This is a genomic window from Sinorhizobium sp. BJ1 (assembly GCF_002531555.1).
Taxonomy (GTDB): domain Bacteria; phylum Pseudomonadota; class Alphaproteobacteria; order Rhizobiales; family Rhizobiaceae; genus Sinorhizobium; species Sinorhizobium fredii_B.
This window is the reverse complement of sequence record NZ_NWTH01000004.1, coordinates 12,367-27,009: the sequence shown is the minus strand read 5'-3', so window position 1 is coordinate 27,009 and position 14,643 is coordinate 12,367. Positions and strand designations below refer to the sequence as shown.

Sequence of the window (14,643 nt, the reverse complement as noted above, 5' to 3'; positions counted from 1 at the left end):
CACGCCTCGCCCCCGAGGCGCTGTCGCGGGCCTTTTCCACGCTCCGTCAGTCAGGCGTTGTTGTGAAGGGCGGATGATCGAAATTCGCGATCGTCAGGCGCTGGAACAGTTTCGAATGGCTCTAGAGACCGCCCTGCACGGTGAGGAACTCGACGATCCGGGCGACGCCCTCGCCGCGCTTCATGTCGGAAAACACGAAGGGCTTTTCGGCGCGCATTCGCGTCGCGTCGTGCTCCATCACCTCAAGATCGGCGCCCACATAGGGGGCCAGATCCTTCTTGTTGATCACCAGCAGATCGGACTTGGTGATCCCGGGGCCGCCCTTGCGCGGGATTTCCTCGCCCTGGCAGACGGAAATCACATAGATGGTCAGGTCCGCCAGATCGGGCGAAAAGGTTGCCGCGAGATTGTCTCCGCCCGATTCGATGAAGACCACGTCGAGATCGGGAATACGGCGGTTGAGCTCGGCGATCGCCTGGAGATTGATCGAAGCGTCCTCACGGATCGCCGTATGCGGGCAGCCGCCGGTCTCGACGCCGACGATCCGCTCCGACGGCAGCGCCTGCATGCGCACCAGCGCCTCGGCATCCTCCTTGGTGTAGATATCGTTGGTGACGACGGCGACCGAATAGTTCTCGCGCATCGCCTTGCACAGCTTGTCGGTCAGCGCCGTCTTGCCTGACCCGACCGGGCCACCGATGCCGACGCGAAGGGGACCGTTTTTCGATGGCATTTCCAATGTCCTTTCTATTGCATGAGGCGCGCGGCGTTCGCGGTTCCTCCCGCTAGGAGCGGAACAGGCGCGAATGCAGGGTCTCATGTCTCAGAGATGCAATGTCGGCGATGATGGTCGCCGAGCCAAGATCGTCCAGCGAGCCGCGCGCGGCACGGCAGGCAACCGCCGCAATCTCGGCCTCCAGGCCGGCAAGCAAGCCGACCCCGTCGCGCTGGCCGGTGACGCCGCAACGGATGGCAACCGATACGGCACTCGATGTCGTTGCGTTGAGATAGGCGGCAAGTGTCGGCTCGAGCCCGGTCCGATGTGCACCGGCGACGGCGCCGACCGCCACCGGATAGGCGGCCCTTGATCCGAGCATCTCCAACACCGGATGCGGCCAGTGGCTGGCGGCGGCAAGAAACGCCTCGCCAAGAAGCATGGTCTCCATGTGCCGTTCACGCGAACCGGCGAGCGCCTCGGCCAGTTCGCCGACCGCCTGCAGCCGTGCCGGATCTGCGTGGCTGCAGTAGCTTTCGGCCAGTAACAGCGCGTCGTTCCAGACCGTGCCGTGATTCAACAGCGTTTCAAGCCACAGCCGCAGATCGCCTGCATTCGCCACGAGGCCGTCGTGAACCGCCTGTTCCAAGCCGCCGGAATAGGAAAAGGCGCCGACGGGAAAGGCGGGCGAAAGCCAGGTGACGAGACGCAGCAGAGCCTGCATGGCCGCCTCTTCAGCCATGGTGGTGGTCGCGATCATGCCCATGGTGATGGCCGCCGGTGCCGTGATAGGCGCCGCGGAGGGGGTGGAATGGTTCGACAACTTCGCTCACCGTTGCTCCGAGGCCTTCGAGCATGGCGCGGATGACGGGATCGCGGGCAATCAATATCCGCCCCTCCTCGATCGCCGCCGGCAAGTGTCGGTTGCCGAGATGCCAGGCGAGTTCGATCAGGTGCAGCCTATCGCGCGGACGGATGTCGTAGAGCACCTCCTCAGCCGCCTTCACTTCGATGTAGCCGCCGCCCTCCAGCACCAAAAGGTCGCCGTCGGCGAGCATCACCGGCTCCTTGAGGTCGAGCATCACGACGTCGTCGTTTTCGAGATGCAAGAGCTTGCGGCGCAGATGCCGCTGGTCATGGGTGAGCGTCACGCGGTGAAGCGGCGTCTTGTCGGCAGAACCGGGGGAAAGAATTTCGGTCGAACGGTAGGGCACGTCAGAGGACCTCGATCTTTTCGGGATATACGACCTCGACGCGAACCTCCGCAAGATGGTCGGCCATTGCCGCCTGGAATGCCTTCAGATGCGGTTCGGCGAAATGGGCATCGAGGGCCGCGCGGCTCTTCCAGGTCTCGACGAAGACCACCGTGTCCGGCTCGGCGACCTTGCGATAGAGATCATCGCTGACGCAGCCCTCCTCCTTGCGGGTGGCATCGATCAGCGGCGCCGCAAGTGCTGCGACCTCGTCGCCGTTGTCCGCATGCGCCTTAAGATATGCGATGACGTAAACCATTGAATTCCCTGTCTCCAACGGACTCCACTTTAACAAGAAAAAGCCCCGGCGCCAGCAAGAAGGCGAAAATCCGAACGACTTTCAAACCTGCTTGCGGCGGCCGGGGCCTTCATGATCACAATGCCGGATCAGGCAGCGATCTTCTGCGACTTCAGCGCGTCGAGAATGTTCTGCGGCGAGGAAACGCCGTACGGATCACTGTCGCAATTGTCCGAATAGCCTTCCTCCTCGAACCACTGCTCAACCGTGCCGTCGCTGACGACGGCGGCGTAGCGCCAGGAACGCATGCCAAAACCGAGATTGTCCTTGGCGACCAGCATGCCCATCTTGCGGGTGAACTCGCCCGAACCGTCCGGAATGAGCTTGACGTTTTCGAGCCCCTGCGACTTGCCCCAGGCGTTCATGACGAAGGCGTCGTTGACCGAGATGCAATAGATTTCATCGATCCCGAGCGCGCGGAACTCGGGCGTCAGCTTCTCGAAATCCGGCAGCTGATACGTCGAGCAGGTCGGGGTGAAGGCGCCCGGCAGCGAGAACAGAACGACGCGTTTGCCGGCGAAATAGTCGTTCGACGAAACATCGTGCCAGCGGAACGGATTGGAACCGCCGACCGATTCGTCGCGGACGCGGGTACGGAAGGTTACAACGGGAACTTTTCTGCCGAGCATCATCATCTCCTTCGACTGGGCATCCGGCCGCGAAGTCTTGGGAGGAAACCACAGCCGGCGAAAAGGGAGGCCTCTTCTACCGAAGATTCCGCTGCAGCGCAGCATCAAAGCACCGATTCAGTCGGCACCGCATGGCAGCCATGCGATCGCTGCATGGCTGCCGCTTACGTCGTTTGGAGCGGAACCGTCTAGAACAGGAAATACCGCTGCGCCATCGGCAGCACGGTCGCAGGCTCACAGGTCAGCAGTACGCCATCGGCACGCACCTCGTAGGTTTCCGGATCGACCTCCACATGCGGCGTGAGGCTGTTGTGAACCATCGACGCCTTACCGATACCGCCGCGGGTGTTCTGGACGGCAACGAGCTGCTTGGCAACGCCGAGCCTTCCCGCAAGCCCGGCATCGAGCGATGCCTGCGAGACGAAGGTGACGGAGGAATTGGTGCGGTTCCGCCCATAGGCTCCGAACATCGGCCGGTAATGAACCGGCTGCGGCGTCGGGATCGAGGCATTCGGATCGCCCATCGGTGCCGCGGCGATCGAGCCGCCAAGCAGCACCATATCCGGCTTCACGCCGAAGAAGGCCGGATTCCAGATCACGAGATCGGCGCGCTTGCCGACTTCGAGCGAGCCGATCTCATGGCTAAGGCCATGGGCGATCGCCGGGTTGATCGTGTATTTGGCGACATAGCGCTTGACGCGGAAATTGTCGTTGTCGCCCGTTTCTTCCTTCAGCCGGCCGCGCTGGCGCTTCATCTTATCGGCGGTCTGCCAGGTGCGGATCGCCACCTCGCCGACGCGGCCCATGGCCTGACTGTCCGATGAGATGATCGAGAAGGCGCCAATGTCGTGAAGGATGTCCTCGGCGGCGATCGTCTCCTTGCGAATCCGGCTTTCAGCAAAGGCGATATCCTCGGGAATCGAGGGCGACAGGTGATGGCAGACCATCAGCATGTCGAGATGTTCTGCCAGCGTGTTCAGCGTATAGGGCCGGGTCGGGTTGGTCGAAGACGGGATGACGTTCGGCTGGCCGCAGATCTTGATGATGTCCGGCGCATGGCCGCCGCCTGCCCCTTCGGTGTGGAAGGCGTGAATGGTCCGGCCCTTGATCGCTGCGATCGTGTCCTCGACGAAGCCGCTCTCGTTCAGCGTGTCGGTGTGGATCATCACCTGAACGTCGTATTCGTCGGCGACCGACAGGCAGCAATCGATCGCCCCGGGCGTCGTGCCCCAGTCCTCGTGCAGCTTCAGCGAGGTGGCGCCGCCGAGCACCATTTCGACGAGCGCGCCCGGCAGCGAGGCGTTGCCCTTGCCGGCAAAGGCAAGGTTCATCGGAAAGGCATCGGCCGCCTCGATCATCCGGGCGATATGCCACGGTCCCGGCGTGCAGGTGGTGGCGAGCGTGCCGTGCGCAGGACCTGTGCCGCCGCCGAGCATGCAGGTCAGCCCGCTCATCAGCGCCTCTTCGATCTGCTGCGGGCAGATGAAGTGGATATGGCTGTCCATGCCGCCGGCGGTAACGATCTTGCCCTCGCCGGCGATCGCCTCCGTGCCCGGGCCGACGATGATGTTCACGCCCGGCTGCGTGTCCGGGTTGCCCGCCTTGCCGATCGCGGTGATCCGCCCATCCTTGAGACCGATATCCGCTTTGACGATGCCCCAATGGTCAACGATCAGCGCATTGGTGATGACGGTGTCGACAGCGCCGCCCTCGCGCGTGACCTGGCTCTGGCCCATGCCGTCGCGGATGACCTTGCCGCCGCCGAACTTCACCTCCTCGCCATAGGTCGTGAAGTCCTTCTCGACCTCGATGAACAGTTCGGTATCGGCAAGCCGCACCCTGTCGCCGACGGTCGGACCGAACATGTTGGCATAGGCCGCACGCGACATCTTGTAGGACATGGGTTCAGGCTCCTTGGGGCAAGTCTGACGAAGGTAATGGTTTGAGGCGACGAAGCCGCCCCTCGGCGGCAATCGCATCGACATAGCGTCGCTCGGCGGCAAAGGGATGCCACTCCCAGCCGCTGTGGCCGAAGCCGGCAAGCACGATATCGTCTCCGGCAGAGGCGACGCTGGCGAGGACTTCGGCGATCACCACCAGGCCGCTCGACGGTGCGACGTAAGGTGCCGGCGCGAAACGGGCGAGATCCCGCTCCAGCCGCTCGTGCGTCCCCTCCGGCACGACCCGGTGCTGCCGCCCGGTCGCCTGTGCGAAACTTTCGAAGCCAGTGGAGTAGTCGTCACAGAAATCGCCGAGGTCCGGATGGTTCTTGGCAAGTGCTGCCCGCATCGCCGCGAATTTGGCACCGGAGCGCACACTCCAGATTTCGCGCGCCTGCCGCACCGGCTCGCTCGTCTTCCAGCGTCCGCCGCCGAGCATCGACAAGGCCGGGCGACCAGTGTTGCAGACGGCGACCACGTCCGTCCTGGTTCCGCCGCGGCCGGCCGAGCGGCAGTCATTGAAGCGGATCACCAGGTCGGCGGCATCGATTGTCGCGGCAGCGCCTTCCGGCACCTCGCCATTGCCAACGACCATGATGACGCGCCGGCTCTGCAAAGGTCAGCTCCCTCGAGCTTCGAGGAGCTCTTTCAATTCGGCGGTTCGCTTGCGCGTCAGCTCGGCGAGGCAGCCGGAAACTAGCATCGGTTCCATCGAGCCGCCCCGCGCCTCGAATCCGGCGAGCTCGCACTGGCCGTCGCGATAGCCGATCCAGGCCCGTTGCGCCTCTTTCAATGCTTCGACCGCACCGACATAGGCCGCATCGATATCACCGAGCTCCCTGTCGGTTTCCTGCATCACGGCGATCGCCTCGCGGTAGGTCTTGTTGAGTTCCGCGTCCGCTGCCCCGTACTCCTGACCGGCGCAAATGTTCAAATCCATCTGCGTCACCGCCTTTTGGCAGTCCACCTCAGGCTGTTCCTGAGCGAACGCAGACGTCGCAACAATGAGAAGCAGGCCGATAGCGGGCGCGACCGCTCTCATAGCTTGCCCATCACCTGCTGGCGGAAGCCGAAAACCTCGCGCTTGCCGGAAAGCGGGATCAGCGTGACCTGCCGGGTCTGGCCCGGCTCGAACCGGACGGCCGTGCCGGCCGGAATATCGAGCCGCTTGCCGCGCGCCGCGTCGCGGTCGAAGATCAGGCCCGGATTTGTTTCCGCGAAATGATAGTGACTGCCGACCTGGACCGGCCGGTCGCCGGAATTGGAGACTTCGATCGTGACGGTCGGAAGACCGGCATTGAGTTCGATGTCTCCAGCGGCTGCGACAATCTCGCCTGGAATCATGCTCCTGTCCCCCTTACGCGACCGTCGCTGGCGCGCAGCCTTGCGGCTTCAGCACGCGCTCCGCCGAGCCCGGATATTTCTTCAGCATCGCAGCCGGGCGCACCGGACGGCGTACCAGTTCGCCGCTGCAGTTCGGGCAGATCCCGCCAAGCTTCGCCTCGGCGCAATCGGCGCAAAAGGTGCATTCGAAGGTGCAGATCATCGCCTCCCGGCTTTCGGGTGGCAGGTCACGGTCGCAGCATTCGCAGTTCGGACGCAGGCTCAGCATCGATCTCTCCTTACCGGATGGGTTCGTGAACGGTGACGAGCTTCGTCCCATCCGGAAAAGTCGCCTCGACCTGGATGTCGTGGATCATCTCGGGGATGCCCACCATCACCTGGTCGCGGGTCAGCACATGCGCGCCGGCCTCCATCAATTCCGCAACGGACCGGCCGTCGCGCGCACCCTCGACGACGAAGTCGGTGATGAGGGCAACCGCCTCAGGGTGATTGAGCTTGACGCCTCGCTCCAGGCGCCGGCGGGCCACCATTGCCGCCATGGAAATCAATAGCTTGTCTTTTTCGCGCGGAGTGAGATTCATGCGTCGCTATCCGGATTGACTGCGGGATCAGAGAGTCCAGACTTTCGGCACAGACGCGTCTTTACGCAAGTGCGAAATGAGCGGGACGAGGATTTTTCTAAGCTCGAATCCGTCGAGAGCGGCGACCCGGGCGACGAGCTTGTCGCGACCGCCGACCCGGTAGTGGCTGACGCCCGCCTGTACTACCGGAGCGAGCACTCCGCGCAGCTTCGAAAACGTCGCTTCGCAATCCGGCGCTATATAGAGGAGCGTCGCGAAGGCGGCCGCGCCGCCGAGCGTTGCGGGCCTGGCGGTCAGCCTCGCAATGTCGTCGGCAAGCGTCAGGTTTTCTGCATGAACCAGCCCGCCGCCGCTCCGCACCCGCCAGCGATCGCGACACAAGCCGGCATGCACCGCCTCACCCATCGCCTTGCGGCCGATGAGCACCGCCTCCACCGCGAGAAAACTTGCATCCGGCGCCAGGTCGACCTCGAGCGAACGCGACAGCGAGGCCCGGTCGAAGAGGATCGTCTCCTGCGGCAGCCAATCGACGCGGCTTCCGGCGGCGGCGGCTATATGTGTCGTGATTGCAGCCGTGCCGGCGCTCGCCTTGCAGATCTTCTCGCAGGCCTGCGTGGTCAGCGTCAGGCTCGTCCCCTCGCCGGCCGCAAAACCCCACTCGAGCTGGTCGCCACCGGTGACGCCGCCGGAAGAGTTGATGAGCACCGCTTCCATCGAACCGTCGAAGGTCTTCGGCAAACGGATCTTGGCGCAGCCTTCCTGGTAGAGCTCGGCGATGCGCGTGCGCCCTCTTTCGGACTTGGCAACAAGCCGCCCTTTTCCCCACGCCCTTTGCGGAGCGATGATCGCCGCGTCACTCAACGTCTTCAGATGTCCTTGCCGGCACGCCATTTCGACGTGCATCGTGATGCGGCATCGTCTGAAATGGCATGATTAAAGTCAAGTCTCTGTTTCGCAAGCACAATCTGTCCTGCCGAAAGAAACCAAACTCGGGCGGGCGGGCGGCTGAAAGCAGGAGCGAAACCGCGCGGCTTCCCCAAACGAGGAATGGCGCCGGCTTGCGGCGCCCTTCCAATGGCCACTCTGGCACGCATTACCCTAGGATCGCGCGAACTCCAGCAGGTCCTTGTTCAACTGCTCCTTGTGGGTATCCGTGATGCCATGCGGCGCGCCCGGATAGACCTTCAGTTCCGCATGCGGAATGAGCTTCTTCGAGGCCCGGGCGGCGGCGTCGATCGGAACGATCTGGTCGTCGTCGCCGTGAATGATGAGCGTCGGCACGTCGAACTTCTTCAGGTCCTCGGTGAAGTCGGTCTGCGAGAAGGCGACGATCGAATCATAGGTATTCTTGTGGCCGCCGGTCATGCCCTGCAGCCAGAAGCTGTCGATCATCCCCTGCGACGGCTTCGCGCCTGGCCGGTTGAAGCCGAAGAACGGACCAGAAGCGATGTCCTTGTAGAGTTGCGAGCGGTAGGTGAGGCTTGCGGCCTGCAAGCCATCGAACACATCCTTGGGTAAGCCGCCGGGGTTCTTGTCGGTCTTGACCATCAGCGGCGGCACTGCCGAGATCAGCCCGGCCTTGGCGACGCGACGAGTGCCGTGGCGACCGATATAGCGGGCGATCTCGCCACCGCCGGTCGAGAAGCCGGCCAGGAAGATACCCTTCAGATCCAGTTGCTCGATCAGATCGGCAAGATCGTCGGCATAGTGATCCATGTCGTTGCCGTCCCAGGGCTGGCTGGACCGGCCGTGGCCGCGGCGATCATGGGTGACGACGCGGAAACCATCCTTGGCCAGATGGAAGGCCTGGGCTTCCCAGCTATCGGATGACAGCGGCCAGCCGTGGCTGAGGATGACGACCGGCCCATCCTTTGGGCCCCAGTCCTTGTAGTAGATTTCAACGCCGTCGCGAGTGGTGATCCTGCTTCCCATGGTCCTTGCTCCTTCGGTGGTTGATGGCTTCACTGTATCCGCCGCGGCGCCTGGCTGCGAGACGGCAAGCGCGGCGACCGCGCTGGCGGCGCCGAGTGCTCCCGTCAGCATCTCCCTCCTGGAAACGGTGGCTGTACTGTCCTGAACCTTCGTCATCGAATTGTCGCTCCTTCGTGAGGCGGCTAATTAAATCGCGCACGATATAAATCGAACTTTAGTCGTTATCGATTAAATCGTGCACGATCCTTACGGCGCGCTAGTTCTCCTGTCAATACCTTGCGATTATATCGCGAACGATTTATTGTACCTTTGCGGAAAACTCGGAAGAAGACCATGACGAAGGCAGACATTCCCTCGCCCCAAGAGTTGATGAAGCTCGATAATTTCCTGTGCTTTGCGATCTATTCCGCGAACCACGCGTTCACGCGCGTCTACAAGCCGCTGCTCGATGAATTGGACCTCACCTACCCGCAATATCTCGTGATGGTTGTCCTGTGGGAAAAGGACGATCAGACCGTTGGCAGTCTCGGCGAGAAGCTCTTTCTTGAGTCGAGCACCCTCACTCCCATGCTGAAGCGTCTCGAGGCGATCGGCTATATATCGAGGATTCGCGACCGGGCCGATGAGCGGCAGGTCCGCGTGCGCTTGACCGAAACTGGCCGGGCGCTGAAGGCAAAGGCCAGCACCGTTCCATGTGGCATCCTCGATGCGACAGGAATGCAGCCCGCCGAGATCGGCCGGCTCAAGCAGGAAATCGTCGCACTCCGCGCCTCGCTGTTGCGGTAGCGATTACAGCACTCTCACGTCCCGCTTCAGATACTGACGAGCACCGCCCCTCCGGTCAGCCCCGCGCCGGCCGCCGTCAGCAACAGCTTTTCACCGGCGATGAAGGGCTTGGCCTTGTGCGCCAGCGATAGCGACAGCGGGATCGTCGCAGCCGACGAGTTGCCGTGCTCCTGGATCGTCCGGACGGTCTTCGACGGGTCGATGCCGAGATTGTTGCAAACCGCATCGAAGATCCGGACATTCGCCTGGTGCGGCACGAAGCGGCTGACATCCGCCGGGCCAAGTCCCCCAGCGGCGAGCGCGCGGGTTGCGCAAGCCGACATCATCTCGACGGCGCGGACAAACACCTCCCGCCCGTCCCGCATCGTCATCAATGCATCCTCCGCCGCCATCCCTGAAGCAAAGGGCTGGCTGCTGCCGCCGGCGGGAATCGTAATCAGATCGTAGCCGCTCCCATCCGAGGCCACATCGACGCCAAGCACCCCCTTTTGTGGATCGTCCGACGGCATGATGACGACGGCGCCGGCCGCGTCGGCAAAGAGCACGGCGCTTGCCCTTTCCGCTTGGTTGATGCGACGGCTCAGGATATTGGCGGCAACGACAAGGACCGGCTCTCCCTGCGCGCGAACGAACCCATCTGCAAGCGTCAGCGCGTAGAGGAAGCCCGAACAGGCGCCGGCGAGGTCGATCGCGCCGGAATTGGCAAGCCCGAGGCGATGGGCAAGCAGCGGCGCAGTGGGCGGCAGCAGGTGATCGGGCGTCGAGGTCGCAAGCAGCGTCAAGGCGATTTCCCCGCGCGAAACCCCCGCATCCTGAAGCGCGGCTTCGCCGGCCCTGGTCGCAAGGCCGCTCAGCGTATCGCCCGCCTCGACCCAGCGCCGCGCCCGGATGCCGGTGCGGCGTTCGATCCAGCCCGGCTCGAGGCCGAGTTGCGTTTCGATCTCGGCATTGTCGACGCGCCGCGCCGGCACAGAGTGGCCAAAGCCGGCAAGGTGGGATGAGCGGACGATGCTCATAGCCGCCCCGATACAAAGGCCGAGGCCGCCGCGTCGATCGCCTCATAGGCCCGGTCGAGATCGGCATCGACGACGCAATAGGGCGGCATCAGATAGATGACGTTGCCAAGCGGGCGGATGAGCACCCGGCGCTCTCGAAAGAAGGCCCTGAGCCGTGGCCCGACATCTGCAAGATAGCCCCCCGTCGGTACGGCAAGGTCGAGCGCGGCGATCGTGCCTGCCTGGCGAACATAGCGGAAGCGCGGATCGGCGCCGAAGCGCTGCAGATGCCGCCGCTGCTTCGCGGCAAGCGCTTCGATGCGTTCGCCGACCGGCTCCGACTTCCACACGGAGAGATTGGCGACGGCCGCCGCGCAGGCGATCGGATTGGCCGTATAGGAGCTGGAATGAAAGAAGGTCCGGCGCCGGTCCGCCGACAGATGCGCGTCGAATATCTCGACCGTGCACAGGGTCGCCGCCAGCGGCAGCGCGCCGCCGGTCAAGCCCTTCGACGTGCACAGGATGTCGGGCGCAATGCCCGCCTGTTCACAGGCGAAAAGTGTGCCGGTGCGGCCCCAGCCGGTCATCACCTCATCGGCAATCAGGAGAGTGCCATGCCGTTCCGCGATCCGCTTCAGTTCGGCAAGGACGAAGGGTGGATAGACCTTCATTCCGCCGGCGCCGAGGACCAATGGTTCGATGAGCAGCGCCGCCACCTGGCCGGAAGCGCAATAAACCTCGAACGCGTCGAGCGTCTCCTGTTCGCGACCGGCTTCGGGAAATGGCAACCGGTCGACGGCGAAGAGAAGCGGCTCGTAAGCCACATTGAAGACGCCGCGCTCGCCGGCCGACATCGTGCCGATCGTGTCGCCATGGTAGCTGTGCTCCATCACGCAGACGCGGCTGCGCGGCGCGCCGATATTGTGGAAGTAGCCAAGCGCCATCTTCAGCGCCACCTCCACCGCGGTCGAGCCGCTGTCGGAATAGAAGACGTGCTTCAATCCGGCGGGCGCGATCCCGATCAGGCCCTTGGCCAGTTCCTCCGCTGGCGCGTGGGTGTATTCGGCAAAGATCACCTGGTCATGGGTTTCCGCGGCACGCCGGATCGCCTCCATGATCGCCGGATGCCGGTGGCCGTGGGTGATTACCCACCAGGACGAGATCGCATCGAGAATATGCGAGCCATCCTCGTCGATGAGATAGGCGCCCTCGGTGCGGACGACATGCTTCATCGCCGGCTCCAGCGCGTGCTGGGTGAAGGGGTGCCACACCGGCGAGACGCTCATGCCAGCACCTCTCCGAAATCGTCCACCTTGAACTGTTCGCGAAAGGCCTGGCGGAGACGGTCGGGCGTCAATAGTTCGAGCCGCGGCAGCCGCCCAAGCACTCTGACATGACCAAGTTCCGCGATAATGCTTTCCGTGTCTGGCTGCTCATCGCCGATGAAGGCGACGCCGAGAACCGGAATCGACCGGGCGCGCAGCGCTTCGAGCGACAGCAGCGTGTGATTGATCGTGCCTAGTCCAGTGCGGGTGCAGAGGACAACGGGAATTCGCCAGCGCGCAAAAACATCGGCAAAGACCATCCGCTTCGTCAGCGGCACCAGCAACCCACCCGCCCCTTCGATGACGAGCGGCGCGTTGGTCTTAGGCGGGGAGAGGCTTTCTGGCCGGATCGTCACGCCGTCGAGCCTGGCAGAGAGATGCGGCGAGGCGGGTGTGGCGAGCCTGTAGGCCTCCGGCAGGATTCGGCGAGCGTCTATCCGGCCGAGCCGCTGGACGGCTTCGCTGTCCGTTTCGCCGTCGAGCCCGGACTGCACCGGCTTCCAGTAGCAGCCGGCAAGGGCATCGGTGAGTGCGGCGGCGAAGACGGTCTTGCCGATGCCGGTATCCGTGCCGGTGATCACGATGCGCGATGTCATCATCTCTCCTCCGCAATCGCGACCTTCAGCCGTTCCAGCATCTGCACGATCGCGGGCCTGTCGACATTCAGGGTGATTGCGATTCGGAGTCGCGCCGTGCCCTCAGGAATCGTCGGCGGGCGGATCGCGCGGATGTCGAACCCCTCCTCGCGCAGGCGATCGGCGATCTTCACAGCGCGCCCATTGTCGCCGATCATCACCGGAAGAATCTGCGATCCGCTGCCTTCGACCCCGAGCGTAGCGGCAAGAGCTGCATTGGCAAAGGCGCTGAGCGCGTCGAAGTCCGCCCGACGCTGCGGTTCGTCCGCGACGATCCGCAACGCCTCGCGAACCGCGGCGGCCGTCAAGGGCGACGGTGCGGTCGAATATATGAAGCCGCGAGCGCGGTTGACGAGATAGTCGCAAAGGAGCCCATTCGCACCGAGCAATGCGCCGGAAACGCCGAGCGCCTTGCCGCAGGTGTGCAGCACCACGAGCTTTTCCCGACCCTTGAGCGCCGCCGAAAACCCGCGGCCACCGGGACCGAAAACACCCGTGGCATGGGCCTCGTCGATGACCAGGAAGCCGTCGTGCTCTTCTGCGAGCGCCGCAAGGTCCACGAGCGGCGCTCTATCACCGTCCATCGAATAGAGGCTTTCGACGGCAATCCACGGATGCCCGGTTCCGCCGGCGCTGCGCCACTTCCGGATGACGTCGGCAAAGGCATCGACATCGTTGTGTCTTACGGCAACCGCCTGCGCCTTGCTTGCGGCAATGCCCTCATGGGCGCTCGCATGGATCAGCGCGTCGTGAACGATGATGTCGTCGCGCTGCGGCAGGATCGAAAACAGTGCAACATTGGCGGCATAGCCGCTGCCGAAAAAAAGCACCCGATCCGCGCCGAAGAATTCAGCCGCCTCGCACTCCAGCGCCTCATGCTCCGGATGATTGCCGCGCAACAGCCGCGATCCGCTGGCGCCGACCGGCACGCCTCGATCGAGCGCCGCGGCGATCGCCGCCTTCAGGCGCGGCGCGTTGGCAAGGCCCAAATAGTCATTCGAGGTGAAATCAATTCCCGCTCGGGCGACAAGCGCGCGGTGCCGGCCCTTTCGCTCGAGTTCAGCCAGGGTTTTCGCGTAGCGGCCCAGACCATCGGCGATCATTCGGCCGGCTCCATCTCCGCCGGCTGCAATTCCATCGGCTTCAGTCCGAGGCGGCGGAAGAGTGCCGCGTCGTGGTCCTCGCCGGGATTGTCGGCCGTCAACAGCGTCTCGCCGACGAAGATCGAATTCGCCCCGGCGAAGAAACAGAGCGCCTGCATCTCGTCGCTCATGTCCGTGCGACCGGCCGATAGGCGGACATGGGACTGCGGCATCAGGATGCGGGCAAGCGCGATCGTCCGGACGAAGTCGATCGGATCGACCGGCGCCGCATCGGCAAGCTTCGACCCGGGAATGGGTATCAGCATGTTGATCGGCACGCTTTCCGGCGCCGCCGGAAGATTGGCGAGCGTCACCAGCATCGAGATCCGATCATCGATTGTCTCGCCCATGCCCAATATGCCGCCGGCGCAGACCTTGATGCCCGCGTCGCGGACGTTGGCAAGCGTTTCCAGCCGGTCGGCGAAGGTCCGGGTGGTGATGATCTCGCCGTAGAAGCGCTCTGAAGTATCGACATTGTGGTTGTAGTAGTCGAGCCCGGCCTCTGCGAGCCGCTCCGATTGGGCCGGCGACAGCATGCCGAGGGTCATGCAGGTTTCCAGCCCGAGCGCCTTGACGCCGCGCACCATCGCGGCGATCGCCTCCATATCGCGCTCTTTCGGCCCGCGCCAGGCGGCCCCCATGCAGTAGCGCGTCGCGCCGCCGTCCTTGGCCCTGCGTGCCTCGGCGATGACCCGTTCGACCTCCATCAGCTTCGACGCCTTGAGGCCGGTTGGGTAATGCGCCGACTGGCTGCAATAGCCGCAATCCTCCGCACATCCGCCGGTCTTGATCGACAACAGCCGGCTCATCTGCACCGCGTTCGGATCGAAATGGATGCGGTGGACGGACTGGGCCCGGAACAGAAGATCGTTGAAGGACCAATTATAGATAGTTTGCGCCTCAGCGAAACTCCAACGCGTTTCATCGGCGCCGGAGCTGACCGATTCTGCTCCGTTCGTTACGATCGCATCCCGCATTCCTGGCTATCTCCCTCTGCTCACCGCAACTAGTATAGATAGAATCACATTTTATCTATAATTCGTCGGTGGAGAGGGACGCAACCGCCTA

19 protein-coding genes and 1 pseudogene are annotated in these 14,643 nt (G+C 63.7%); 2 read left to right on the top strand and 18 right to left on the bottom strand.

Features of this window, described 5'->3' with window-relative positions:
* Positions 1-5: 5 nt before the first annotated feature.
* Positions 6-112 (top strand): annotated as a pseudogene (locus CO676_RS35935) (helix-turn-helix domain-containing protein); the annotation flags it as partial.
* Between the two features lie 9 nt (positions 113-121).
* Here CO676_RS35935 and ureG read toward each other — a convergent pair.
* The 13 genes from ureG to CO676_RS06165 all read right to left on the bottom strand — a co-directional run bounded on the left by ureG (position 122) and on the right by CO676_RS06165 (position 8,848).
* A complete protein-coding gene (gene ureG / locus CO676_RS06225; protein ID WP_097519975.1) occupies positions 122-733 on the bottom strand; it encodes an urease accessory protein UreG in 612 nt (203 codons plus the stop codon).
* A gap of 52 nt (positions 734-785) precedes the next feature.
* Positions 786-1,457, bottom strand: coding sequence for an urease accessory protein UreF (locus CO676_RS06220; RefSeq protein ID WP_179875432.1), 672 nt, complete (start codon positions 1,455-1,457; stop codon positions 786-788).
* Positions 1,450-1,929, bottom strand: coding sequence for an urease accessory protein UreE (ureE, locus tag CO676_RS06215; protein WP_014765581.1), 480 nt, complete (start codon positions 1,927-1,929; stop codon positions 1,450-1,452). Before ureE ends, CO676_RS06220 begins: the two co-directional genes overlap by 8 nt.
* A gap of 1 nt (position 1,930) precedes the next feature.
* Positions 1,931-2,227: a putative quinol monooxygenase gene (locus CO676_RS06210; RefSeq protein ID WP_097519973.1), complete on the bottom strand. Its 297-nt coding sequence runs from the start codon at positions 2,225-2,227 to the stop codon at positions 1,931-1,933.
* A gap of 128 nt (positions 2,228-2,355) precedes the next feature.
* Positions 2,356-2,895 carry a peroxiredoxin gene (locus tag CO676_RS06205; protein WP_014765583.1) on the bottom strand — a complete coding sequence of 180 codons (540 nt, stop codon included), beginning with the start codon at positions 2,893-2,895 and terminating at the stop codon, positions 2,356-2,358.
* Positions 2,896-3,083: 188 nt separating this feature from the next.
* On the bottom strand, positions 3,084-4,796 hold the full coding sequence (gene ureC, locus CO676_RS06200) for an urease subunit alpha (protein WP_097519972.1): 1,713 nt from the start codon (positions 4,794-4,796) through the stop codon (positions 3,084-3,086).
* 4 nt (positions 4,797-4,800) lie between these two features.
* Entirely contained in the window at positions 4,801-5,451 is a 651-nt protein-coding gene (locus tag CO676_RS06195; protein WP_014765585.1) for a hypothetical protein, read from the bottom strand.
* A 3-nt stretch (positions 5,452-5,454) separates the two neighbouring features.
* Positions 5,455-5,877 carry a lysozyme inhibitor LprI family protein gene (locus CO676_RS06190; RefSeq protein WP_097519971.1) on the bottom strand — a complete coding sequence of 141 codons (423 nt, stop codon included), beginning with the start codon at positions 5,875-5,877 and terminating at the stop codon, positions 5,455-5,457.
* On the bottom strand, positions 5,874-6,179 hold the full coding sequence (locus CO676_RS06185; RefSeq protein WP_014765587.1) for an urease subunit beta: 306 nt from the start codon (positions 6,177-6,179) through the stop codon (positions 5,874-5,876). Before CO676_RS06185 ends, CO676_RS06190 begins: the two co-directional genes overlap by 4 nt.
* Before the next feature lie 13 nt (positions 6,180-6,192).
* Positions 6,193-6,447, bottom strand: a complete 255-nt coding sequence (locus CO676_RS06180; protein WP_097519970.1) for a DUF1272 domain-containing protein — start codon at positions 6,445-6,447, stop codon at positions 6,193-6,195.
* A gap of 10 nt (positions 6,448-6,457) precedes the next feature.
* Complete coding sequence (locus tag CO676_RS06175; RefSeq protein ID WP_097519969.1) at positions 6,458-6,760, bottom strand: urease subunit gamma; 303 nt, start codon at positions 6,758-6,760, stop codon at positions 6,458-6,460.
* A gap of 27 nt (positions 6,761-6,787) precedes the next feature.
* Complete coding sequence (locus CO676_RS06170) at positions 6,788-7,621, bottom strand: urease accessory protein UreD (protein ID WP_097520313.1); 834 nt, start codon at positions 7,619-7,621, stop codon at positions 6,788-6,790.
* 237 nt (positions 7,622-7,858) lie between these two features.
* The gene (locus tag CO676_RS06165) at positions 7,859-8,848 is read right to left on the bottom strand and encodes an alpha/beta hydrolase (protein WP_097519968.1); all 990 of its coding nucleotides are present in this window, start codon (positions 8,846-8,848) and stop codon (positions 7,859-7,861) included.
* Positions 8,849-9,025: 177 nt separating this feature from the next.
* On the opposite strand from CO676_RS06165, the gene CO676_RS06160 reads away from it, so the two are divergent.
* Complete coding sequence (locus tag CO676_RS06160; protein ID WP_179875417.1) at positions 9,026-9,478, top strand: MarR family transcriptional regulator; 453 nt, start codon at positions 9,026-9,028, stop codon at positions 9,476-9,478.
* A 26-nt stretch (positions 9,479-9,504) separates the two neighbouring features.
* Here the strand turns inward: CO676_RS06160 and CO676_RS06155 are convergent, their stop codons facing one another.
* From CO676_RS06155 to bioB, 5 genes are read right to left on the bottom strand one after another with little or no spacing between them, the layout of a single operon-like run.
* On the bottom strand, positions 9,505-10,494 hold the full coding sequence (locus CO676_RS06155; protein WP_097519967.1) for a beta-ketoacyl-ACP synthase III: 990 nt from the start codon (positions 10,492-10,494) through the stop codon (positions 9,505-9,507).
* Positions 10,491-11,759 carry an adenosylmethionine--8-amino-7-oxononanoate transaminase gene (locus tag CO676_RS06150; RefSeq protein WP_014765594.1) on the bottom strand — a complete coding sequence of 423 codons (1,269 nt, stop codon included), beginning with the start codon at positions 11,757-11,759 and terminating at the stop codon, positions 10,491-10,493. The genes CO676_RS06155 and CO676_RS06150 overlap by 4 nt, the downstream gene beginning before the upstream one ends.
* A complete protein-coding gene (gene bioD / locus CO676_RS06145; protein WP_179875416.1) occupies positions 11,756-12,394 on the bottom strand; it encodes a dethiobiotin synthase in 639 nt (212 codons plus the stop codon). The genes CO676_RS06150 and bioD overlap by 4 nt, the downstream gene beginning before the upstream one ends.
* Entirely contained in the window at positions 12,394-13,536 is a 1,143-nt protein-coding gene (locus CO676_RS06140) for an 8-amino-7-oxononanoate synthase (protein ID WP_097519965.1), read from the bottom strand. Before CO676_RS06140 ends, bioD begins: the two co-directional genes overlap by 1 nt.
* Positions 13,533-14,552, bottom strand: a complete 1,020-nt coding sequence (gene bioB / locus CO676_RS06135) for a biotin synthase BioB (protein WP_097519964.1) — start codon at positions 14,550-14,552, stop codon at positions 13,533-13,535. The genes CO676_RS06140 and bioB overlap by 4 nt, the downstream gene beginning before the upstream one ends.
* Between the last annotated feature and the right edge of the window lie 91 nt (positions 14,553-14,643).